Origin of the sequence: Clostridium sp. M62/1 (assembly GCF_020736365.1) — a bacterium.
Classification (GTDB): Bacteria; Bacillota; Clostridia; order Lachnospirales; family Lachnospiraceae; genus Otoolea; species Otoolea saccharolyticum_A.
Map to the genome: position 1 here is coordinate 2241765 of NZ_CP085988.1, position 24378 is coordinate 2266142.

Here is a 24378-nt window from a genome sequence, read left to right on the forward strand (position 1 = left end):
CGCGCCGTTTGGTGTAAACTTTCAGAAAATGCTTCGGCATATTTCGAAACGCAGGATGGAGCAGCGCAGAAAGGGGATAAGAGGATGACGGCAGAGAGAGAAGCACTGAGAGAGAAAAAGAGGATTGTAATTAAGATTGGATCATCGTCCCTGACGCACCCGGAGACTGGAGATCTGAACCTTCAGAAAATTGAAAAGCTGGTTCGGGTAATCAGTGATCTGCGGGGACAGGGAAAGGAGGTAGTTCTGGTTTCCTCAGGTGCGATTGCGGCGGGACGGCAGGCCCTGGGCTTTACGGAGCGGCCAAGGAAGATTTCTGAAAAGCAGGCCTTTGCGGCTGTGGGCCAGGCCAGGCTGATGATGGTTTATCAGAAGCTCTTCGCCGAGTACAACCAGACGGCAGCTCAGATCCTTATGACGAAGAACACCATGACCAACGAGGAATCCCGCTTTAACGCGAGAAATACGTTTGACGAGCTTTTAAAGCTGGGGACTGTGCCGATTGTCAATGAGAATGACACGGTATCCACCTATGAGATTCAGTTCGGAGACAACGACCGCCTATCAGCCCTTGTTTCGGCGCTGATAGGAGCAGATGTTCTCCTTCTTCTGTCCGATATTGACGGACTTTACACAGACGATCCCAACAAGAACCGGAAGGCCCAGTTTATCCCGGTCGTGAGGGAACTGACTCCGGAGCTTCTAGCCATGGGAAAGGGCGCGGGCAGCAGCGTAGGCACCGGAGGAATGTCCGCCAAGCTCATGGCAGCCCAGATTGCCATGGGAAGCGGTTCAGACATGGTGATTGCCAATGCGCAGCGCCTGGATGTGATCTATGAGATCCTGGGCGGAGAAGACAGGGGAACTCTGTTTGTAGAAAAAAAGGATGAAAATTTCAGCCTGAGTGACTACCTGGAAAACAGGTAACAGGCGGAAGATAAAATGCGATAACAGCAGGAGATGACAAAGATGAATCAGGAAAAAATAGACAGGATTAATGCCCTCTACCACAAAAGCCAGTCTGTAGGGCTTTCACCGGAGGAGCAGGAGGAGCAGGCCGCTCTGAGAAAAGAGTATATAGAGGCGATTCGGAAAAATCTTCGCGGAACCTTAAACAGCATTCAGATTAAGGAAAAGGACGGAAGCATCACCGATCTCGGCAGGAAATACGGAAATGTGGGAACGGTAAAGAGCTGAGAAAACGGGAAAAGAACACAGGGAAAGGCTATGGAAAGACGGAAACTATCTGTTCACCCGCCCGCTCTTTCAGGGCTTTCAAAGGGGGAACTGCGAAGCAGGATACTGTCTGCCCGGAAAGCACTGAACGGGGAGGAGCGCCTTGTCTGGGACAGCAGGATCCGGGAGCGCCTGTTGGCTCTGCCGGAGATTCTGGAGGCGGATACCGTATACTGCTATGCGGATGTGAGGAATGAAGCGGGTACTGAGCTCCTCATCAGAGACCTCCTTTCAAGGGGAGTCCGCGTGGCGCTTCCGAGAGTGGAAGGGAAGGAAATGTTCTTTTACTATATCGGGGGGCCTGGTGATATAGAGCCTGGCTTTATGAATATCCCGGAACCGGGCCCTGCCTGCCGTCCGGCAGAGAAGCAGACTGCGCCGGTCATTGTTCCGGGACTTGTTTTTGGAAGAGATTTTTTCAGGATTGGCTATGGCGGAGGCTTCTACGACCGGTTTTTCGAGAGGGAGCCTGTGCACTGGAAGGCAGCCATCTGTTATGAGTTTCAGCTGACAGATGCGGTTTTTTCCGAGGAACACGATGTGAGGATGGACTGCATTGTCACACCGGACAGATGCCTGAAAAGAAAATAGGGGGACGGAAAGAGAAAGGAGAGGCAAAGGATGCTGATTGAAACTGGAAAGAAGGCAAAGGCGGCCGCGAGGCTTTTAAATAATCTGGGCTCAACGGAAAAAAACAGAGGACTTCTGGCGGCGGCCCAGTCTCTTTTGGAGGGAGAGGAGGAGATCCTTGCGGCCAACCAGGACGATGTGATCCGCGCGGCGGAAAACGGTATGAGCCAGGGCCTGATCGATCGTCTGGAACTGAATCCGGCCCGCCTGTCGGCTATGGTGGAGGGAATCCGCCAGATTGCAGGGCTGGAGGATCCAATCGGGGAGGTAATCTCCATGAAGCCCCGTCCAAACGGACTTTTAATCGGACAGAAGAGAGTTCCCCTGGGCGTTGTGGGAATCATCTATGAGGCGAGGCCGAATGTGACGGCCGATGCCTTCGGGCTGTGCTTTAAAACGGGAAACGCTGTGATTCTCAAAGGCGGCAGTGATGCCCTCTGTTCCAACCAGGCCATCGTAAAATGGCTGAGAAAGGGACTTTCAGAGGCCGGACTTCCCGCGGACGCGGTTCAGCTTATCACAGACACCGACAGGGAGGTCACAAGGCAGTTTATGCGTCTGAATGAGTATGTGGACGTCCTGATTCCCAGAGGCGGGGCAGGATTAATACGGACTGTGGTGGAGAACAGCACGGTTCCTGTTATCGAGACCGGGACGGGCAACTGCCACATCTATGTGGATGAGAGTGCGGATCTTAATATGGCTCTGGATATTATTTTTAATGCAAAGACACAGCGGATCGGCGTGTGCAACGCCTGCGAGTCGCTGGTGGTACACAAGGGGATCGCAGAGGAGTTTCTGCCGAGGCTGAAGGAGAGGCTGGACAGGAAGCAGGTAGAAATCCGGGCAGACCGGGAGGCCAGGACCATTATGCCGGAGTGGAAGGAGGCTGAGCCGGAGGACTGGGGCAGGGAGTATCTGGATTACATCCTCTCTCTGAAGCTGGTAGATTCCTTAGACGAGGCCATTGAACACATCAACACGTATAATACAGGACACTCTGAAGCGATTGTCACAAGGGACTATGAACATGCTCAGCGGTTTTTAAATGAGATCGATGCGGCGGCCGTGTATGTGAATGCCTCCACCCGGTTTACGGACGGCTTTGAATTCGGCTTTGGAGCAGAGATTGGAATCAGCACCCAGAAGCTCCACGCCAGAGGGCCCATGGGGCTTAAGGAACTTACGACGACAAAGTATATCATCTACGGGAACGGACAGATCAGGGAGTAGGAACAAAAAACGGGAGACAGACGATCAGAAATCCGAACAGTATTTGAAACGGCCGGAGCGCTTCTGCCTTTGCAAAAAAGGCAGAAAGGATTACCGGCCGTTTTGCTGTCTTTTTGCAAAGGAACAGCCGATCTGTTATAATTCTGTAAGAAATTAACAGATTTTTTGGTATTTCCATTGGCAGGCATTTATGTTATAATCTGTAGATGCTGGCCAGGTCTGGAGGAAAACGTCCATTCTGCTGCCAGGACGCCCCAGGATAAGGGGCGGAACTTTGATACGGAAAGGAACCTGTGAATGGATTTAAAAAATATAACATACACGGAGGGATGGAACCTTGCCCCGTCTGCGGAGCCGGAGCGCCAGAATTATTTTATGGAGCGCTGCCGGGAGGCTGTGGAAGCCTGGAAGGCGGAGGAGGGAAAGGAAGCTGTCACCTTCCACATTGAGACTTTCGGCTGCCAGATGAACGCTCACGATTCAGAAAAGCTGGAGGGAATTCTTCTGGAGGCCGGCTTTGTAAAGACAGATACGGAGGAGGCCGATCTGGTCCTCTATAATACCTGTACAGTCCGCGAGAATGCAAATCAGAGGGTATATGGCCGTCTGGGCTATCTGAACAGCCTGAAAAAGAAAAATCCCCGCATGCTCATCGGCCTTTGCGGCTGCATGATGCAGGAAGATCAGGTGGTTGAAAAAATCAAGAAGACGTACCGCTTTGTGGATGTGATTTTCGGAACCCACAATATCTACAAGCTGGCAGAACTTCTGTTTGCCCGCCTGCACACGGGAAAGATGGTTATCGACATCTGGAAGGATACAGATAAGATTGTGGAGGATCTTCCCAGCGAGAGAAAATATCCGTTTAAATCGGGAGTCAACATCATGTTCGGCTGCAACAACTTCTGCAGCTACTGTATTGTTCCCTATGTGAGAGGCAGGGAGCGCAGCAGAAGGCCGGAGGATATCATAAAGGAGATCGAGGGCCTGGTGGCAGACGGCGTGGTGGAGGTGATGCTCCTTGGCCAGAATGTGAATTCCTACGGGAAGAATCTGCCGGAGCCCATTACCTTTGCAGAGCTTCTGCGCCGGGTGGAGCAGATCGAAGGGCTTGAGCGAATCCGTTTTATGACGTCCCATCCCAAGGATCTGTCAGATGAGCTGATAGAGGTGATGCGTGATTCCAAAAAGATCTGCCGCCATCTTCATCTGCCGCTTCAGTCGGGCAGCAGCCGGATCCTGGGACAGATGAACCGAAGATACACAAAGGAGCAGTATCTGGCGCTGGCAGAAAAGATTAAGACAGCTATCCCTGACATCTCCCTGACCACGGATATTATTGTGGGATTTCCCGGGGAAACGAAGGAGGACTTCGAGGAAACCCTGGATGTGGTGAGAAAGGTGCGCTATGACAGCGCCTTTACCTTCATCTACTCAAAGCGCACGGGAACTCCGGCGGCGGTGATGGAAAACCAGGTGCCGGAGGACGTGATTAAGGAGCGGTTTGACCGTCTGTTAAGTGAGGTGCAGAGAATCTCAAATGAGATCAGCGGAAGGGATGTCCACACCGTTCAGAAAGTTCTCGTGGAGGAGCCTGACACCCACGCGGAAGGGATGGTGACCGGAAGACTGTCCAACAACATTACTGTCCATTTTGAGGGCAGCAGGGAGCTGATTGGAAAAATCGTGGATGTCTATTTGGAAGAATCAAAGGGTTTTTATTATATGGGAAAATTATGTAACCGTTAAGGAGGATATACATATGAAAAAGCGAAACTTAAGAGCCGCCGCGCTTCTTCTGGCAGCAGCCATGACAGTAGGGGGAGGAAGCACAGCCTTTGCCGCAGAGGAGACTGCTACCGGTCCAGGACTGGAAATCGAGCAGAAAGAGCAGCAGAATCAGGGTGCGCCGTCGGGAGCAGAGGAAGGCGGCCAGAATGCCGGCGGACAGGGTGCAGAAACTCCTGCCGATCAGGGGCAGACGGGGACAGACGGGACGGCACCTTCCGATACGGGCCAAGAGACGCAGCAGCAGGAGCAGGCCTCCACAGCCCCCTATGTCAGCGTATCCTACACTCAGGGAGTGGGCACAGAGGTGACAAATCTGTCCATGACCCTCAATAACTACAACGGAATCGGCGGGGTATCCTACCGCCCATATGTAAACAACGGCGGATTTATCTGGTGGAATCACGACGGAGGCCCCTCCGGCGGCACAGAGGCTTCTACTTACGTGGAGGCCGTCGAGATTGTCCTCACCGGAGACGCAGAGAGAGACTATGATATTTACTACTGCGTTACTTCCAGCGGACAGGGAAAGATGGGCTGGGCCAAGAACGGGGAGATAGCGGGTACCAGCAATCTGGGCGAGCACCTGGTCAGCATTGAGGTGATGCTTGTGCCGAAGGGACAGCCGGGACCTGTCTCTGTTGCAGGCCGTTACTTAAATGAACTGACTAATTACATCAGGATTGCGCCTGAGGGCAGCACGATGACAAACCAGGATGGAACGCCGTACAATGGCTGGGTTTCCTACGACCATGAAAAGTTCTACTTTAAGGATGGAAAATCAGTTTCCGGCTGGCAGTATATCGACGGCCTGAAATTCTACTTTGAGCCGTCCGGCCGTCTGGTGCAGGATGTGGACAGCCTGATCGGCAAGCAGAGCAGCTATGTGATCAAGGTAAATAAAGCGCTTAACTGCTCTACCATCTATGCAAAGGATGGAGACAACGGCTATATTATCCCGGTTAAGGCTATGCTGACCTCTGTGGGCGATGACACGCCGCTTGGAACCTTCAAGACACCGGAGAAGTACAGATGGAGACTTATGGTAAATGACACCTACACTCAGTGGGCTACAAGAATTACCCAGGGCTTCCTGTTCCACTCCATCACCTATGCGGAGCCGGATATTTACAAGCTCAACACAGAAGGATACAATGGGCTGGGCGTTTCCCGTTCTCTGGGATGCGTGCGCCTGACCTGCGAAAATGCCAAGTGGGTGTATGACAACTGCGCACTTGGAACTACAGTTGAGATTTACGAGGATTCAAATGTGGCTTCTCCATTTGACAAGCCGGATCTGATTCCTATCTCAAACAGCCAGAACTGGGATCCGACGGACCCGTCCATTCAGCGCTAGCCCATCTGTGCGGAAGATTAGACAGAGAAACCATAAAGAGAATGAAATAAGAAAAGCTGCGGCCCGGCCTCCCTGTAAGGGACGGCCGGGCGGCGGCCGTTATACTATAGAGAAGATAGAAGAGAGGACAGACAGTGGCACAATTATCACCAATGATGACTCATTATCTGGAAACGAAAAAACAGTATCCCGACTGCATCCTTTTTTACAGGCTGGGCGATTTCTACGAGATGTTCTTCGAGGACGCCAAGACGGCCTCAAGGGAGCTTGAGATCACCCTGACCGGCAAGGAGTGCGGTCTGGAGGAGCGCGCCCCCATGTGCGGAGTTCCCTATCACGCGGTGGAAAGCTACCTGAACAAGCTGGTGCAGAAGGGGTATAAGGTGGCCATCGCCGAGCAGATGGAGGATCCAAAGACAGCCAAGGGCCTTGTAAAGCGGGAGGTTATCCGCGTGGTGACGCCCGGAACGATCACGAATTCCCAGGCCCTTGAGGAGTCAAAGAATAATTACCTGATGGGAATTGTGTATATGGACGGGATGTTCGGCATCTCATCTGTTGACATCAGTACAGGAGATTATCTGGTGACAGAGGTAAAGTCGGAGCGGACGCTTCTCGACGAGATATTCAAGTTTGCCCCGTCGGAGATTATCTGCAATGAAGCGTTTTATATGTCCGGTGTCGACCTGGAGGAGCTGAAGAACCGCTTGCATGTGGTGGTGACGGCCCTTGAAAACAGGTTCTTTTCTGATGATTCCTGCCGGAGACTCCTCAGGGAGCACTTCCATGTAAACCACCTGGACGGACTGGGGCTTTCCGAGTACGAGGCCGGGACTATCGCAGCCGGAGCCGTGCTCTCCTATCTCTATGAAACCCAGAAGAGCACCCTCGATCATCTGACTGCCATCACACCTTACACCACAGGGCAGTATATGATGCTTGACACCTCCACCAGAAGAAATCTGGAGCTGACGGAGACCCTCCGGGAGAAGCAGAAGAGAGGGACGCTGCTCTGGGTGCTGGATAAGACGAAGACGGCCATGGGAGCCAGGATGCTGCGCTCCTTCGTGGAGCAGCCGCTGATTGACAGGGAAGGAATCCTTGCAAGGCAGAATGCCATTGAGGAGCTGAATATGAATTATATTTCCAGGGAGGAGATGGCAGAGTACCTGAACGCCATTTACGACCTGGAACGGCTGATTGGCCGGATCAGCTACAAGACGGCCAATCCGAGGGACCTGATTGCCTTTAAAAATTCCCTTGCCATGCTGCCGCACATCAAGAAAATTTTAGGGGAGTTTGGAGCAGACCTGCTGCGGGAGGTGGATTCCGGCATGGACACCCTGGAGGAGCTGACGGCGCTGATTGAACATGCAATTGTGGACGATCCGCCGATCTCTGTCCGGGATGGAGGCATCATCAAGGACGGCTACAGCGAGGAGGCTGACCGGCTGCGCCATGCCAAGACAGAGGGGAAGGACTGGCTGGCTGCTCTGGAGGCCGAGGAGAGGGAGAAGACGGGAATTAAAAATCTGAAAATCAAGTTCAACAAGGTGTTCGGCTACTATTTTGAGGTGACGAACTCCTTTAAGGACCAGGTGCCTGACTACTTTGTGCGCCGGCAGACCCTCACCAATGCGGAGCGCTTTACCACAGACCGGCTGAAGGAGCTGGAGGGGACCATTCTGGGAGCGGAAGACAGGCTGTTTTCCCTGGAATACGATCTGTTCTGCCAGGTCAGGGACACGGCAGGAGCCCAGGTGGAAAAGATTCAGCAGACGGCCAAGGCCATCGCCCTTCTGGATGTGCTGATCTCTCTGTCCACAGTGGCCACCAGGCACAATTATGTGAAGCCAAAGATCAATGAGAGGGGAGTCATCCACATTAAGAACGGCCGCCACCCGGTGGTGGAGCAGATGATGCGGGATGACATGTTTGTGTCCAATGACACCTATCTGGACAACGGGAAGAACCGCATTTCCATTATCACCGGGCCGAATATGGCCGGAAAGTCCACCTATATGAGGCAGACTGCTCTGATCACACTGATGGCTCAGATTGGCAGCTTTGTGCCTGCAGATGAGGCCAACATCGGTCTCTGCGACCGGATTTTCACCAGAGTCGGAGCCTCAGACGATCTGGCTTCGGGACAGAGTACCTTTATGGTGGAGATGACGGAAGTGGCCAACATCCTCCGCAATGCCACGAGAAACAGCCTTCTGATCCTGGATGAGATCGGAAGGGGAACCAGCACCTTCGACGGCCTGTCCATCGCCTGGGCGGTGGTGGAGTATATCAGCAACACGAAGACGCTGGGTGCCAAGACACTGTTCGCCACCCACTACCATGAGCTGACGGAGCTGGAGGGCGCCATAAGCGGCGTCAACAATTACTGCATTGCAGTGAAGGAGCAGGGGGACAATATTGTGTTCCTGCGAAAGATCGTAAAGGGAGGGGCAGACAAGAGCTACGGCATCCAGGTGGCCAAGCTGGCCGGTGTTCCGGAACAGGTGATCACAAGGGCCAAGGAGCTGGTGGAGGAGCTGTCTGACGCGGATATTACGGCGAGGGCCAAGGAGATTGCGTCCGGCAGCCGTACCGTACAGCCGAAAAAGAGCGTGGAGAGGCCGGACGAAGTGGATCTTCAGCAGATGTCCATCTTTGACACCGTGCGGGAGGAGGATATCATCAGGGAGCTGATGGAGATCGATATCAGCCGCCTGTCTCCGGTGGAGGCTCTGGTGACTCTTGACAAGTTCCAGTCACGGCTTAAAAACCGATGGGAAGCAGATAAATAGGCAGGAGGCCGGCGGCCGGCCGTCTGTCAGTTGCGAGCAAGGAGGAAGAGGGATTGGCAAATATCAGGGTACTTGACCAGAATACGATCAACCAGATTGCGGCGGGAGAGGTGATTGAGCGGCCTGCCTCTGTGGTGAAGGAGCTTTTGGAAAACGCCATTGACGCCAGGGCTACGGCGGTGACCATTGAAATCAAGGAAGGGGGAATCGGCCTGATCCGGGTGACAGACAACGGCTGCGGCATTCCAAGGGAGGAGATTCCCACCGCCTTTCTGCGCCACGCCACCAGCAAAATCAGGACGGTGGAGGATCTGTTTACCGTGGCCTCCTTGGGCTTTCGGGGCGAGGCGCTGTCCAGCATCGCCTCCGTGGCTCAGGTGGAGCTGATCACAAAGACAGAGGACAGCATGTCCGGGACAAGGTACTGCATCGACGGAGGGGAGGAGAAGAGCATTGAGGAGGTGGGGGCACCGGAGGGAACAACCTTTTTGGTGAGAAACCTTTTCTACAATACGCCGGCCAGAAGGAAGTTTTTAAAAACGCCGGCCACGGAAGGGGCCCACATTGCGGATCTGGTAGAGAAGATTTCCCTCTCCCACCCGGAGGTTTCCATCCGTTTTATCCAGAACGGGCAGAGCCGCCTGCATACCTCGGGAAACCACAGCCTGAGAGACATTATCTATACCATCTACGGAAGGGAGATCGCCTCAAATCTACTCCCTGTGGATATGGGGGAGGATCCGGTGCGTGTGACAGGCTTTATCGGAAAGCCACTGATTGCCAGGGGAAACAGAAATTTTGAAAATTATTTTATCAACGGCAGGTACATTAAGAGCAGCCTCATAAACAAGGCCATCGAGGATGCCTATAAGCCGTTTATGATGCAGCATAAGTATCCTTTTACCATGCTGCATTTTGCCATCGAGTCCTCCTTCCTGGATGTCAACGTACATCCGGCCAAAATGGAGCTTCGCTTCCGCGACGGGGAGATGATCTACAAAATGGTCTACCACACGGTGTCTATGGCCCTGGCAGGAAGGGAGCTGATCCCGGAGGTAGGGATTGGCTCTGAGAGGATAGAGAGGGGAGAGAACAGGTCGCAGGAGCTGTCCGGGAAGACCGGTTCAGGTCCGGCAGGATACGGAGAAAACCGTCCGGCTCTGAAGCCGGTGCGCTTTGACCGGCCGGAGCCCTTTGAGAGGAAGAGAAAGGCCCTTCTCTCTCCGGAAATTCCAATAGAAAGGGAAGCGCTCCGGCAGGACAGTCAGCCGGATAAAAACCCAGGGACAGAGTCTGGAGGGCCCGCAAGGGAAGATGTGCCCCAAAAGGATATGGAAAAAAATACGGAAAAGAATATGGAAAGGGATACAGAAAAGGCACGGCCCCTTCCGGGAAGCGGACTTATCAGGGAAAATACTTCAGCATACGGTTCTCACCTTTCAGAGGCAGGAAAAGGCCCCGGGATGGGAATGATCCATGCTCCTGCAAAAGAGCAGGAATCGCTTGGGGTGCGTTCCCCGGGGGCTTCTGATGAGGATGAGAGCGGGAGAGCTGCCAGGGTGCAGGCTGCTAAGGCTAAGGGGCAGCAGGATGGGCAGGACGGCGGAGGGAATCCGGAAGTCTCAGGGCAGCCGGAGCAGCTCAGCCTGTTTGAGCCTAAGCTTCTGAGCCGGGAGGCCAGGGAGGAACACCGGATCATCGGCCAGCTGTTTGACACCTACTGGCTGGTAGAGTACAGGGACAGCCTGTATATTATCGACCAGCATGCGGCCCACGAGAAGGTTCTGTACGAAAAGACAGTGGCTTCTCTGAAGAGCCGGGAATACACCTCCCAGATGATTAACCCTCCTATCATTCTCACCCTGAACAGCAGTGAGAAACTCCTCTTAGAAAAATATATGGAGCATTTTACGGGAATCGGCTTTGAGATAGAACCCTTTGGCGGCAGGGAGTATGCAGTGCGGGCGGTCCCTGCAAACCTCTTTTCCATCGCCAAAAAGGAGCTTCTCATGGAGATGATAGACGGACTGTCTGACGAGATGGACAGGGGAAATTCCGATCTGCTCAATGAGAAGATCGCCAGCATGAGCTGCAAGGCGGCTGTCAAGGGAAACCACCGTTTATCTGAGGCGGAGGCCAGGGCCCTGATCGACGAGCTTCTGGAGCTGGAAAATCCCTATGCCTGCCCTCACGGCCGGCCCACGATCATCTCTATGAGCCGCTATGAGCTGGAAAAGAAATTTAAGCGGATAGTATAGGGTATTGAGTGAGACAGTGAATGAGCCTGCCTGCGGCGCAGGCGGAAAAGGAGATTTAAGACATGGAACAGAAACGTCCTCTTATTATTATCACAGGTCCTACGGCGTCGGGAAAGACGGCTCTCTCCATTGAGCTGGCCAAGAGAATCGGGGGAGAGATTATAAGCGCAGATTCCATGCAGGTCTACCGCCATATGGACATCGGATCCGCCAAAGTGACAGAGGAGGAGATGGATGGAGTTCCCCATCATCTGATCGATGTGCTGGAGCCGTCGGAGGACTTCAATGTAGTGAAGTTTCAGTCCATGGCGAAAAAGGCCAGGGAAGAAATTTACAGCCGCGGGCATATTCCTATTGTGGCAGGAGGAACCGGATTTTACATTCAGGCTCTCCTCTATGACATCGACTTCACAGAGACAGACGAGAGCACAGAAATCAGGAGAGAGCTGGAGCAGACCGCCAGGGAGAAGGGACCCAGGGCTCTCCATGAACTGCTGCGGGAGGTGGATCCCGAGTCTGCAGATGCGATACATGAAAATAATGTAAAAAGGGTGATCCGGGCCATCGAATTTTACCGGCAGACCGGGCGGAAGATCTCGGAACACAACAGGGAAGAAAGGCAAAAGTTTTCGCCCTATGAGTTTTTATATTATGTAATTGACCTGCCCCGCCCAGTTCTCTACAGCCGGATCGACGAGCGGGTAAGCCGGATGCTTGAAGCAGGACTGGTGGAGGAAGTAAAAACTCTCAGAGACATGGGCTATACCAGGGATATGGTTTCCATGCAGGGACTGGGGTACAAGGAAATTCTGGACTATCTGAACGGAGAGTGCTCTCTTGACGAGGCCGTTTATATTATAAAGCGGGATACCCGCCACTTCGCCAAACGGCAGATTACCTGGTTTAAGAGAGAGAGGGACGTGAGATGGCTGAATCTGGAGGCCTTTGGAAACGACAGGGAGCGAATGCTTAAAGTGGTGCTTGACGACTGCCGCAGGACCTTTCCACACAGGCAGATCCGTTCTGCTGACAGGAAAAATGAGGAAGGAACAGAGCAGGACAAGGGAAAGATAGAATAAGATAAGGCAGAAAGGAATACAAAATGGAATTAACGGGAATGTATGAAAAACTCGGAATCAGCAGAGAGGTGCTTGAGTTCGGAAAAAAGATAGAGGAGAGCTTAAGAGAGCGGTTCAGGGCGATCGACGAGAATGCGGAGTTTAACCAGCTCAAGGTAATTTCCGCCATGCAGGAGAACAGGCTGAGCGATATCCACTTTTCGGGAACTACGGGATACGGCTACAATGATCTGGGAAGGGAAACGCTGGAAAAGGTATACGCCAGCGTATTCCATACAGAGGATGCTCTGGTGCGCCCGCAGATTACCTGCGGAACCCATGCTCTTTACACTGCGCTGGCAGGAAACCTTCGCCCAGGCGATGAGCTGCTCTCCCCTGTGGGAAAGCCCTACGACACCCTGGAGGAAGTAATTGGGATCAGAAAATCCAACGGCTCTCTCCGGGAATACGGCATCACCTACAGACAGGTAGATCTCCTGCCGGACGGCAGCTTTGACTTTGAGGGCATCCGTGAGGCCATAAATGACAGGACGAAGCTGGTGACCATCCAGCGCTCCAAGGGATATGCGACCAGACCCACGCTGTCTGTAGCCCGCATCGGGGAGCTGATCTCTTTTGTGAAGAGCATAAAGCCGGATGTTATCTGCATGGTTGACAACTGCTATGGAGAGTTTGTGGAGACCATCGAGCCCAGTGATGTGGGAGCAGACATGGTGGTAGGCTCTCTGATCAAAAATCCAGGAGGCGGCCTGGCTCCTATCGGCGGCTATATTGCGGGTACGAAGGAGTGTGTTGAGAATGCCTCCTACCGTCTGGGGGCACCTGGACTTGGAAGAGAGGTTGGGGCCAGCCTCGGCGTGAACCAGTCTCTCTTCCAGGGACTCTTCCTGGCTCCGACTGTTACTGCAGGCGCTCTCAAGGGGGCAATTTTTGCTGCGGCCATCTACGAGAAGCTGGGCTTTGACGTGGTTCCAAACAGCACTGAGTCCCGTCATGACATTATCCAGGCAGTTACCTTCGGAAAGCCGGAGGGCGTGATCGCCTTCTGTGAGGGCATCCAGGCGGCAGCTCCTGTGGACAGCTTTGTGACGCCGGAGCCGTGGGATATGCCGGGATATGATTCCCAGGTAATTATGGCTGCCGGAGCCTTTATCCAGGGCTCTTCCATCGAACTTTCCGCAGACGGCCCCATTAAGCCGCCGTATTCCGTATTCTTCCAGGGCGGTCTGACCTGGTACCATGCAAAGCTGGGAATCCTCATGTCACTTCAGAGGCTGATTGACGCAGGAATTACGACAATTTAGCGGGAGAATCGGGAAAATTTTTCCACTTTTTTAAGAAATGTTTTAGAAAAAAATAGAAATTCTCATATATACACACCGCAGTGATTATGTTAAAATAGGTGGGATAGAGATGCTGTTTCGTCCGGCCGCTGTATCTGCGGTGTGTACGTGTGCAGGAGGCTTATCTATGGGCAGAGCGAAAAATTTTTGGATTCTTCTTTTACTTTTAATGGCGGGGATTGTGCTGGGAGGCTTTATCGGTGAGGTGGCGTCCGGCTTTCCCGCCCTTGCCTGGCTGAATTTCGGGGAATCCTTTGGAGTGAAGGAGCCGATTGTGCTGAACTTCGGCATCCTTGTCATCACCTTCGGCCTTACGATCCGCATTACCATGGCCAGCATCATTGGCGTAGCAGTCGCCATCATAGCCTACCGTCTGCTTTGACGGGAGGCATTCTGTCAGTCCCGTTGTACCTGGAGAGGCACGAGCAGAAAGGAGTGGCAGATATGGACTATCAAACCATGAAAGAAATTCCGGGGCCGGACAGGCCCTATGAGAGATGTGAGCGTCTGGGGCCTGAAGCTCTGACAGACGCGGAACTTCTCTCTATTATTATCCGCACAGGAGCCAGAGGAGAGCATTCCCTCTCTCTGGCCCAGAGAATTCTGGCCTTAAATGAACCTCAGGGGATTTTAGGGCTCCTGCACCTGACGCTGCCGGAGCTTACGGCGGTGAAGGGAATCGGCAGGGTGAAGGGGCTTCAGCTTCTGTGCATCGGCGAGCTTTCCAGACGTATCTGGAAAACCCTTGCGCAGAAAGAAATCAAGTCTTTTGACGGCCCGGAATCCATCGCCGCCTTCTATATGGAAGATATGCGCCATATGGAACAGGAAGAGCTTCATCTTATGATGTTTAATACGAAAAATATGCTGATACGGGAATCGTGCCTGTTTCGCGGGACAGTCAATGCCTCTGTGGCCTCAGCCAGAGAGATTTTCATTGAGGCCCTGCGGTACCATGCTGTCCGTCTGGCCCTTGTCCACAATCATCCGAGCGGGGATCCGTCCCCCAGCGGGGAGGACATCAGACTGACACGCCAGGTGGCCCAGGCAGGGGAACTTCTGGGAGTTACCCTGCTTGATCATGTCATTATCGGGGACAATTCCTACTTCAGCTTTAAAGAACGGGGAATTATATAAAATATGAAGAACAGCAAGTATATTCTGGCGGGACTGTCTTTATTCTGTATTGTGCTGATCGCCGTCACATCCATCAACAACAGCATTCTGGCTCCTCTGAGAACCGGTGTGGGCTATGTGCTGGTTCCCTTCCAGTCGGGAGTCAACGCCGTCGGGACAAGCCTTTACAACGGTATCAGGGATCTTTCCACGCTGCGGGAGGCTCAGGCAGAAAATGAGGATCTGAAAAACCGCGTGGCAGAGCTTACAGAGGAAAACAACAGGCTCCAGGCTGAACAGTATGAGCTGGAAAGGCTGAGAGAGCTCTATGAGCTTGACCAGGACTATATGCAGTATGAAAAAGTAGCGGCCAGAGTAATCGCCAAGGATTCAGGAAACTGGTTTCAGATATTCCGGATTAACAAAGGAGCCGACGACGGGATCAGGGAGAATATGAATGTGATCGCCGGAGGCGGCCTGGTGGGCATTGTCACCGACGTTGGCGCCAATTACGCCACTGTCCGCTCTATCATTGATGATTCCAGCCGCGTCAGCTGCATGTCCATGCGCTCCGGAGACAACTGCATCGTCAGCGGAGATCTGACGCTTTATAAAGAAGGGCTTCTCGGTCTTGACCACGTAAAGAAAGAAGCTGATATTCAGGAGGGCGATAAAATTGTCACATCCAATATCAGCGATGTGTTCCTGCCGGGAATCCTGGTGGGCTACGCCAAGGAGCTTACCACTGATTCCAACAATGTGACAAAATCGGGAGAGATTGTACCGGTAGCCCAGTTCGACAATCTCCAGGAGGTGCTTGTCATCACACAGCTCAAGGACGGCGGTGAGGAGTAATATGAGCAGAAACAGCATAAGGAAAATTTTAATCAATATTATCCTTCTGATCCTGGCCTTTACCATCCAGATCTGTGTGTTCCCTCAGATTGGTTTTCTGTCGGCGGCGCCGAACCTGCTTCTGATTCTGGTATTTACCAATGGGTTTATTGACGGAAAGGGAGCCGGTATCTGCTATGGCCTGGTGGCAGGGCTGTTCATGGATCTGTTTTACAGCGGCCCCTTTGGCTTCTATACCCTGTTTTTCATCAATGTGGGATATATCAATGGAGTTTTTACAAAATACTACTACGAGGACTACATCACGCTGCCTCTTATTTTAAGCATTACCAATGATCTGGCCTACAACATGTACATCTACGTGTTCCGCTTCCTGATCAGGGCCAGACTGGATTTCCTCTATTATTTTAAGGAGATTATGATTCCCGAGATCATTTTTACCACTGTGACCACACTGCTGGTTTACCGGTTCTTCCTCTTTATAAGCAGAAAGCTGGAAGAGCGGATGCAAAGGAGAGATTCTACCATTGTTTAATGATTTACTTGAATATTTAAAGGAACTGGTAAAAAAGACAGTTACCTCCCGGCTTTTCGTCATTTCCCTGGTGTTCCTGCTGCTGTACGGAATACTGGTTGGGCGCCTGTTTGTGCTTCAGATTGTGCGGGGCGAAGAGTATCAGGCTGAATATATAGAGCTGACCGAAAAGGTAATCAAAACGGACAGCACAAGAGGTAATATCTACGACAGGAACGGCAATGTGCTGGCTTATAATGAGCTGGCCTACAACGTGACTGTGCAGGACATCGGCGCCCTGGAGGACAGCAATGCCTGGAACCTCATGCTCTGGGAGCTGGTGGAAATACTGAACGAACACGGAGAGACAGTGGAGGGCAGCCTGGAAATCGCCGTCGACGCAGAGGGAAATGTATCCTACACATCGGCGTCCGAGGCAGCCAGAAAGCGGTTTCTGCGGGATCTGTACGGACTGAGGAGCGTGGACGAGCTGGACGATCCGGAAGGAGAGCATCCATCGAGTGTCACGGCAGAAGAACTTTTGCGGGGACAGATGGAAACCTACGATCTCGATGAGGTGAAGGATGAAGACGGAAATCCCGTGGAGATTCCTCTCAGCACGGCTGTCCAGATAGTAAACATCCGATACACCATGAGGTTTACCAGCTACCAGAAGTACAATGCGACGACAGTGGCAGAGAATATCAGCGATGAAACCATGGCTGACATCATGGAGCACAAGGCCGATTTGCCAGGCGTGGACATTGAGGAGTCTACCATCCGCGTTTACAATGACGCCATCTACTTTGCCCCTGTCATAGGATACACAGGAAAGGTCACGTTTGACGGCCTGGAGGAACTGAAAAAACAGAGCGACGACTATGAGCTGAATGACGTGGCCGGACGTACGGGAATTGAGGCGTCCATGGAACTGGATCTGAAGGGAAAGAAAGGCTCTCAGACGATCTATGTGGATAACCTGGGAAAGGTAATTGAAACGGCCAATGTGGTGGAGCCGACTGCCGGAAACGATGTCTGGCTGTCCCTTGACCGGGACCTCCAGAAGGGTATCTACCATATTATCGAAAAGCAGCTTGCCGGTATCCTCACGAATGTTATCGTGAACCAGGAGCCGGATCAGATCAACAATGTGGATGCCTCCGAGATCAAGCTGCCTGTCAAGGATGCCTATTTCCAGCTGATAAACAACAATGTGCTCTCCTTTCATGCGTTTGCCTCCGAGGAGGCCTCCGATACAGAGCGGCAGATAAACGCCAAGTTCGAGAGCGCGAAGGCGAGGATAGAAAACGAGCTGAGAAATGAGCTGACCAGCAGTTCGGCAGCTCCCATGAATGCACTGACAGAAGAGATGCAGTCGTATATGCAGTATATCTACACGCTCCTCTCCTCCGACTCAGAGGGGATCATCATGACCTCTGAGATTGACACAAAGAGCGAGGAGTATGAATCCTGGAGAGCGGGAAATATGAGCCTTCGGGATTACCTGTACTATGGAATTGCCAGCAACTGGATTGACACCACAAAGCTCGATATAGAGAGCCGGTATTCCAGCGCGGACGATGTGTACAGTGTTCTGGTGGAGCGCATCTTCGAGCTTCTCCAGGACAACGACGCCTTCTCCAAGAGGATTTACCGGTACCTGATCTACAATGACGTGGTGACAGGAAAAGAGCTCTGCCTTGCCCTCTACGACCAGGGTGTGCTGGCCTACGATGAGGCTCAGGTGGCGGCCCTCAGACAGGGGGATTCCAACTACACCTATTCCTTTATGATGGAAAAAATCAGGAATATTGAGCTCACTCCGGCACAGCTGGCTCTGGATCCCTGCACTGCGTCCTGCGTGGTGACAGATGTTCACACGGGAAAGGTGCTGGCCCTTGTCACCTACCCGGGCTATGACAACAACCGGATTAACAATGTGGATTATTTCGCCCAGGTAAACAGCGATCTCTCAGGTCCGCTGAGAAACAACGCCACCACAACGCTGAAGGCGCCAGGCTCCACCTTTAAGCCGATCACCGCCATTGCGGGGCTTGAGGAGAAAACGATCAATCTTTCTGACATCATTGTGTGTGACGGTGTATACAAGGAAATCAGTATTCCCCTTAAGTGTACAGGCCACCACGGACCTTTGAATGTGGTGGGAGGCATTGCCAACTCCTGCAACGTATTTTTCGGAGAGCTGGCTCACAGGCTTTCCACAGATGCTGCCGGAAATTACAGGCCGGAACAGGGGCTGGAGATTCTGAAAAAATATGCATCCATGTTTGGCCTGGATCATACCTCCGGAATCGAGATTTTCGAGTCAGAGCCTCAGATCAGCGATATGGATCCGGAGCGTTCTGCTATTGGACAGGGCACCCATGCCTTTGCCAATGTACAGCTTGCCCGCTATGTGACAGCCCTTGCCAACAGGGGAACCGTGTTTGAGCTGAGCCTTCTGTCCAAGGAGACAAGCTCAAATGGGGATCTGGTGAAGGAATTTGCGCCTGAAGTCTATCAGCAGTTAGATATTTCCCAGGAAACCTGGGACGCAGTATTCCAGGGAATGAGAGGAGTGGTGACGAGAAGCGCCAGGTTCCAGGATCTTCCTGTAAATATTGCAGGCAAGACAGGTACAGCTCAGGAGGTAAAGACAAGGGGAAACCACGCGTTCTTCATTTCCTTCGGGCCTTATGAGAACCCGGAGATCAGTGTGGCTGTAAACATTCCAAACGGATATACCTCAGCCAACGCAGCCCTTCTTGCCAAGTATGTGTACCGCTATTATTACGGATACATGAGTCTTGACGAGATTATGAGCTCCGGAGCGCTGAATGCTTCCATGGAGAAGATTAACGGAGAATAGGATAAAATGGCGGCGGTTCAGCCAGACGATGGATGCGGAAGGCTGGACCGCTGTACATCTGACAGGATGTCTGCTGCCAGACGAGAAGCTGCTGCAATCAGACAAAACAGATGGGAGATGACGCGGAGGATGCACAGCACAGTAGTGATTAAGGGAAGCCAGGCCGGAATGACGGTTATTTTGGATCCTGACGTTCCGTTTGAAAGACTGTTGGAGGATATTGCAAAAAAATTTAAGGACAGCGCCAGATTCTGGGGAGCTGTCCAGATTACTCTGACTCTGGAAGGCAGAAGGCTTACTCCACGGGAGGAGCTCGCAGTGGTGCAGGCTATCACTGACAATTCCCAGATCGAGATCCTCTGCCTTCTCGATACAGACGCCAACCGGATTGCCCGCTGTGAAAAGGCTCTGACTGAGCGTCTGATGGAGCTGTCCTCCCAGACAGGCCAGTTTTACAAGGGAGACTTGAAGCGGGGAGATGTATTGGAGTCAGAGGCGAGCATTGTGGTGATCGGGGATGTAAATCACGGGGCCAGGGTGATCGCAAAAGGGAATATTGTCATCCTGGGTTCCCTGCACGGAAGTGCCTACGCCGGAGCTGCCGGAAATGCTTCTGCAGTAGTTATGGCTATGGAGATGGTTCCGATGCAGGTGAGGATCGCCGATTTTTCCACCCTCCCTGAAGATAAGGGAAAGAAGCTGGGAAAGGGGCCGGTCATAGCCTCTGCCCAGGATGACAGCATCATTGTCAGACCAATTAGAAAAAGTTTCTTAAATTACTTAAATTTTATTTAATGCTGGAAACTTTGGCAATTTTGGGGTAAAATATAGATGTAAACTGAATACAGGAGGATATAAAGCCATGAGTGAAGTCATTGTGATTACCTCGGGAAAAGGCGGTGTAGGCAAGACGACCACCTCCGCAAATGTGGGAACAGGCCTTGCCATGCTGGGAAAGCGGGTAGTGCTGATTGATACAGATATCGGCCTTCGCAACCTGGACGTGGTGATGGGACTGGAAAACCGCATTGTCTACAATCTCGTAGACGTGGTGGAGGGAAACTGTCGGATGAAGCAGGCACTGATAAAAGACAAAAGATATCCTAACCTGTTTTTACTGCCGTCTGCCCAGACGCGGGACAAGTCGTCCGTGAATCCTGGACAGATGGTAAAGCTGGTCAGCTCCCTGAGAGGAGAGTTTGACTACATACTGCTTGACTGCCCGGCCGGCATTGAACAGGGCTTTAAAAATGCCGTTGCAGGTGCAGACAGGGCCATCGTGGTGACAACACCCGAGGTGTCCGCTATCCGTGACGCAGACCGGATTATTGGTCTTCTGGAGGCGGACGAGATGAAACGCATCGATCTGGTTATCAACCGAATACGCATGGACATGGTGCGCAGAGGCGATATGATGTCAGTGGACGATGTGATGGACATTCTCTCGGTGCCTGTAATCGGAACCATCCCGGACGACGAGGACATTGTGATTTCCACCAATCAGGGGGAACCTTTGGCCGGGACGAACAGCTTCGCCGGACAGGCATATTTAAACATCTGCAAGAGAATACTGGGAGAATCGGTACCATTCCTGAACTTCGACAACAGCCGGAATCTCTGGTCCAAAATTACCTGCCTGCTTAAGCGGGCGTAAGGAGGGCTGACTGGATGATCATTTTCAGGCTGCTTGGCAGAAGCAATTCAGGTGAAATAGCGAGAAAGCGTCTGAAGCTTCTTCTGGTGTCTGACCGGGCAGGCTGCTCTCCCGAAGTTTTGGAGATGATACGCACAGACCTGCTCCATGCTGTATCCAGATACATGGAAGTGAAGGAGGAGGACGTCACTGTACAGATGATGAGAACCTTGCCGGACGGTAGGAATGTTCCGGCGCTCTGCGCTACCATACCGGTTCATGACATTAATCAGAACAAGGAAACCTTTACAGCATGATATTCAACTACAATCTGAGAAATTACAACTTCCGCATCGTGCTCTACATGCTTTTTCTGAGCATTGCGGGAATTCTGGTGTTAAGAAGCGCCAGCGGCGGAGATTCATCGGTAGTCGGAAAGCAGATTATGGGCGTGGCGCTTTCGTTCACAGCCTCCATTATCATTTCGTTTATTGACTACCACAAAATCTTCCGGTTCAACATTTTAATCTATGTGGGCTGTGTTGTCCTGTTAATCGCAGTTTTGATTGCAGGCCACAATTCTCACGGAGCAACACGATGGCTGAACATTTTCGGATTTACCGTTCAGCCATCGGAATTTTTGAAAGTAGGACTGATTATTGTTCTCTCCTGGTATGCAGCCAAAAACCAGGAGAGAATCAATAAGCCGTCTGTGCTGGGCACGGCGGTGCTGCTTGTGGCATTTCCCGTGGGACTCGTTCTGGCTCAGCCAAACCTGTCCACCAGCATTGTAATTACGATACCGCTTATTTTTATAATTTACGCTGCAGGATTGAGCTACAAATGGATCGGCGGGGTACTGGCGGTGGGAATTCCTGCCGGCGGGCTGTTCCTTTATCTGGCTCAGTACGGCATTGTACCATTCCTTCATCAGTATCAGGCTCAGCGAATTCTGGCCAAGATTTTCCATGGCAGCGCCCAGTATGCGGACGCAAACAGCCAGCAGGACAAATCCATCATGGCCATCGGCTCCGGACAGCTCTGGGGCAAGGGCCTTAACAATGTGGGCGTCGGTTCTGTAAAAAGCGGAAACTTTGTGGCAGAGGATCAGACAGACTTTATTTTTGCCGTTATCGGTGAGGAGCTGGGATTTGTGGGAAGCATGGTGATTATATCTGTGCTGGCCCTTCTGGTCTTTGAATGCCTGCTTACTGCAAGCCGTGCAAAAGACATGGGCGGACGCCTGGTCTGCATTGGAATTGCGGTTCTCATCGGCTTTCAGGGCTTTGCCAATATTGCCGTAGCCACGGGAATTTTTCCCAACACGGGACTTCCGCTTCCCTTTATCAGTTCCGGCATCAGTTCGCTTTTAAGCATATTTATCGGTATGGGAATTGTACTAAATATTGGACTTCAGAGAAAAAGCAACAATAATTAAGGAGGTAGCTCAGTATGAATATAGGGTTGGTAGCGCATGATTCCAAAAAAAAGCTGATGCAGAATTTCTGTATCGCTTACAGAGGTATTTTAAGCAGGCATTCCCTTTACGCTACAGGAACAACGGGAAGGCTGATTGAGGAGGTTACAAATTTAAACGTATACAAGTATCTTCCGGGACATCTGGGAGGCACCCAGCAGTTAAGCTCACAGATCGAGCACGATCAGATGGATCTCGTAATTTTCCTTCGCGATCCGTCCACGGCCAAATCCCATGAGCCGGATGTAAACAACGTGGTTATGATCTGTGATATGTACAACATTCCCGTTGCCACAAATCTGGCCACAGCGGAGCTCCTGATCAAATCTCTTGAGAGAGGTGATCTGGAATGGCGCGAGATGTACAGATAATTTTTTACAGCAGACAGGTTTTTGCCAGAGCAGGAGTGTAATGACTTGAAGCACTTATTAAAGTCCGATTATAGAAAAAAAAGAGTTAGCCGTCTGTTTGCCCTTATCATCATCTGCAGTGCCGCAGTTCTCCTTTCAGGCTGTTCAGGCAGCTCGCTGGAGGAGCCGTACTCTTTTGCCGACAGGTCGGGGAATATGGGGGTATCGGAGGGCTCAGCCTCACTGGCCCCGCTATTTGCCTCTGCTCTCTGTGTCGTTGACGGGGAGACAAAAGATGCAGGTACAGAGCTGACTGCTGAGGCCGGAGCGCTGTTTAATATTACAGACGGAACGGTCCTCTACAGCAAAAATGTCTTTGAAGAACTGTATCCTGCCAGTATTACGAAGGTGATGACTGCCATCTTGGCCATTGAAGAAGGAGAGCTTTCCGATGAAGTGACTGTAACCCAGGATGCCGTGATCACAGAAGCTGGGGCTTCTCTTGCAGGGATCAAGCCAGGGGATACGCTGACGATGGAGCAGCTCCTGTATGGTCTTATGATCCCCTCGGGAAATGATGCGGCAAATGCCATAGCAGTACATATGTCAGGCAGCTTGGAATCCTTTGCTGAGCGCATGAATGAGAAGGCCAGGGAGCTGGGAGCCACCCACACTCATTTTAAAAATCCCAATGGACTCACCGATCCGGAGCACTACACCACGGCCTATGATCTCTATCTGATTTTTAACGAGGCTCTTAAATTGCCGAAATTCAGGGAGGTTATCGGAGCGGATTCCTACACGGCATCCTACAGGGATGCAGACGGGAATACGGTTTCAAAGACCTGGAAAGTGGGAAACTGGTATCAGAATGGGGAAGAGAAGGCTCCTCAGGGGGTTACCGTCTTGGGAGGAAAAACAGGAACCACTCAGGCCGCCGGCTACTGTCTGATCATGGCCGAGAGGGACGAAAGCGGCAGGGAATATATATCCGTTGTGCTGAAAGCTGAGAACCGTCAGGGACTTTACGATAACATGACAAATATAATTACTAAAATTGTCGATTAGTGATTGCGTTTTTTAGACATTTATACTATAATTGGAGATATAATAAAAGAGTTTTTATACAAATTAAATAAAGTCCAAGGAGGAGATTTGATATGGTTCAGATTATTGCGGGAAACAAGGGAAAAGGCAAAACAAAATACCTGCTTGATATGGCTAACACAGCAGTAAAGGAATCTACAGGTTCCATCGTCTATCTTGACAAAAGCTCCAAGCATATGTATGAGCTGAACAACAAAATCCGTTTAATCAATGTGAATGAGTACCCCATCACTTCAAGTGAGGGCTTCATCGGCTTCATCTGCGGTATCATTTCACAGGATCATGACTTAGAGCAGATGTACTTTGACAGCTTTCTGAAGCTGGCTTCCTTAGAGGGGGAGAGTATCGAAGAAACCTTTAAGACTTTGCAGGACATCAGCGAAAAATATCATCTTACATTTGTGCTCAGCGTATCTGTTGATGCGGATCATCTGCCGGAGTGCGCAAAATCAAGTGTAGTTGTTTCATTATAAAACATAATAATCAGAAAACAATTTGATAGCATAATTTTTGCTAATTTAGCTCAGAAAAGAAAGTACATGTCATCCGGACAATCCGGGAATATTACAGAATACAGGGTACAAAGGAAAAGGGAGTGCTGCCGATGCAGCACTCCCTTTAGTTGGAATCTGAGGACGTCCGGAGTAAGCATGAATATTCATGTACAGGGACAGGCGGATAATCTGGTCTGAGCCTCAGAGCAGGAGTCTGAGCTGTTGCGGGACAGAGGCTTAT

General features: G+C 51.6%; 22 protein-coding genes. All 22 read left to right on the forward strand.

The annotated features are described in order from the left end of the window. Positions 1-84: 84 nt before the first annotated feature. The 22 genes from proB (at position 85) to LK436_RS10570 (ending at position 24116) form a co-directional block, all read left to right on the forward strand. Positions 85-927: a glutamate 5-kinase gene (proB, locus tag LK436_RS10465; protein ID WP_044931379.1), complete on the forward strand. Its 843-nt coding sequence runs from the start codon at positions 85-87 to the stop codon at positions 925-927. A 42-nt stretch (positions 928-969) separates the two neighbouring features. Then, entirely contained in the window at positions 970-1197 is a 228-nt protein-coding gene (locus LK436_RS10470; RefSeq protein ID WP_015544417.1) for a DUF896 domain-containing protein, read from the forward strand. A gap of 30 nt (positions 1198-1227) precedes the next feature. Continuing rightward, a complete protein-coding gene (locus tag LK436_RS10475; RefSeq protein WP_008398160.1) occupies positions 1228-1827 on the forward strand; it encodes a 5-formyltetrahydrofolate cyclo-ligase in 600 nt (199 codons plus the stop codon). Between the two features lie 30 nt (positions 1828-1857). Continuing rightward, positions 1858-3099: a glutamate-5-semialdehyde dehydrogenase gene (locus LK436_RS10480; protein WP_008398161.1), complete on the forward strand. Its 1242-nt coding sequence runs from the start codon at positions 1858-1860 to the stop codon at positions 3097-3099. A 297-nt stretch (positions 3100-3396) separates the two neighbouring features. Beyond that, positions 3397-4848 carry a tRNA (N6-isopentenyl adenosine(37)-C2)-methylthiotransferase MiaB gene (gene miaB, locus LK436_RS10485; protein ID WP_008398165.1) on the forward strand — a complete coding sequence of 484 codons (1452 nt, stop codon included), beginning with the start codon at positions 3397-3399 and terminating at the stop codon, positions 4846-4848. Positions 4849-4861: 13 nt separating this feature from the next. Further along, entirely contained in the window at positions 4862-6244 is a 1383-nt protein-coding gene (locus tag LK436_RS10490; RefSeq protein WP_008398168.1) for a L,D-transpeptidase, read from the forward strand. Positions 6245-6396: 152 nt separating this feature from the next. Next, positions 6397-9042, forward strand: a complete 2646-nt coding sequence (gene mutS, locus LK436_RS10495) for a DNA mismatch repair protein MutS (RefSeq protein ID WP_008398170.1) — start codon at positions 6397-6399, stop codon at positions 9040-9042. A 53-nt stretch (positions 9043-9095) separates the two neighbouring features. After that, a complete protein-coding gene (gene mutL, locus LK436_RS10500) occupies positions 9096-11300 on the forward strand; it encodes a DNA mismatch repair endonuclease MutL (protein WP_008398172.1) in 2205 nt (734 codons plus the stop codon). Between the two features lie 62 nt (positions 11301-11362). Next, on the forward strand, positions 11363-12379 hold the full coding sequence (gene miaA, locus LK436_RS10505) for a tRNA (adenosine(37)-N6)-dimethylallyltransferase MiaA (RefSeq protein ID WP_008398174.1): 1017 nt from the start codon (positions 11363-11365) through the stop codon (positions 12377-12379). A gap of 23 nt (positions 12380-12402) precedes the next feature. Further along, positions 12403-13683, forward strand: a complete 1281-nt coding sequence (locus tag LK436_RS10510) for an aminotransferase class I/II-fold pyridoxal phosphate-dependent enzyme (RefSeq protein ID WP_008398175.1) — start codon at positions 12403-12405, stop codon at positions 13681-13683. 166 nt (positions 13684-13849) lie between these two features. After that, positions 13850-14104: a DUF4321 domain-containing protein gene (locus LK436_RS10515; protein ID WP_008398176.1), complete on the forward strand. Its 255-nt coding sequence runs from the start codon at positions 13850-13852 to the stop codon at positions 14102-14104. Between the two features lie 62 nt (positions 14105-14166). Next, positions 14167-14859 carry a RadC family protein gene (gene radC / locus LK436_RS10520; protein ID WP_044931470.1) on the forward strand — a complete coding sequence of 231 codons (693 nt, stop codon included), beginning with the start codon at positions 14167-14169 and terminating at the stop codon, positions 14857-14859. A 3-nt stretch (positions 14860-14862) separates the two neighbouring features. After that, positions 14863-15693, forward strand: a complete 831-nt coding sequence (mreC, locus tag LK436_RS10525; protein ID WP_008398179.1) for a rod shape-determining protein MreC — start codon at positions 14863-14865, stop codon at positions 15691-15693. A 1-nt stretch (position 15694) separates the two neighbouring features. After that, the gene (mreD, locus tag LK436_RS10530) at positions 15695-16228 is read left to right on the forward strand and encodes a rod shape-determining protein MreD (RefSeq protein WP_008398181.1); all 534 of its coding nucleotides are present in this window, start codon (positions 15695-15697) and stop codon (positions 16226-16228) included. Beyond that, positions 16221-19076 carry a penicillin-binding transpeptidase domain-containing protein gene (locus LK436_RS10535; protein ID WP_008398183.1) on the forward strand — a complete coding sequence of 952 codons (2856 nt, stop codon included), beginning with the start codon at positions 16221-16223 and terminating at the stop codon, positions 19074-19076. Before mreD ends, LK436_RS10535 begins: the two co-directional genes overlap by 8 nt. A gap of 6 nt (positions 19077-19082) precedes the next feature. Further along, a complete protein-coding gene (gene minC, locus LK436_RS10540; RefSeq protein WP_008398185.1) occupies positions 19083-19871 on the forward strand; it encodes a septum site-determining protein MinC in 789 nt (262 codons plus the stop codon). Between the two features lie 67 nt (positions 19872-19938). Then, positions 19939-20730 carry a septum site-determining protein MinD gene (gene minD, locus LK436_RS10545; RefSeq protein ID WP_008398187.1) on the forward strand — a complete coding sequence of 264 codons (792 nt, stop codon included), beginning with the start codon at positions 19939-19941 and terminating at the stop codon, positions 20728-20730. Between the two features lie 14 nt (positions 20731-20744). Further along, positions 20745-21026 (forward strand): cell division topological specificity factor MinE, encoded by a 282-nt coding sequence (gene minE, locus LK436_RS10550; protein ID WP_008398188.1) that lies wholly within the window; start codon positions 20745-20747, stop codon positions 21024-21026. Further along, on the forward strand, positions 21023-22147 hold the full coding sequence (locus LK436_RS10555; RefSeq protein ID WP_008398189.1) for an FtsW/RodA/SpoVE family cell cycle protein: 1125 nt from the start codon (positions 21023-21025) through the stop codon (positions 22145-22147). Before minE ends, LK436_RS10555 begins: the two co-directional genes overlap by 4 nt. 14 nt (positions 22148-22161) lie before the next feature. Continuing rightward, positions 22162-22557, forward strand: coding sequence for a methylglyoxal synthase (mgsA, locus tag LK436_RS10560; RefSeq protein WP_008398190.1), 396 nt, complete (start codon positions 22162-22164; stop codon positions 22555-22557). A 45-nt stretch (positions 22558-22602) separates the two neighbouring features. Continuing rightward, entirely contained in the window at positions 22603-23604 is a 1002-nt protein-coding gene (locus tag LK436_RS10565; protein WP_021966581.1) for a D-alanyl-D-alanine carboxypeptidase family protein, read from the forward strand. A 92-nt stretch (positions 23605-23696) separates the two neighbouring features. Beyond that, positions 23697-24116 (forward strand): hypothetical protein, encoded by a 420-nt coding sequence (locus LK436_RS10570; protein ID WP_008398193.1) that lies wholly within the window; start codon positions 23697-23699, stop codon positions 24114-24116. Positions 24117-24378 lie beyond the last annotated feature (262 nt).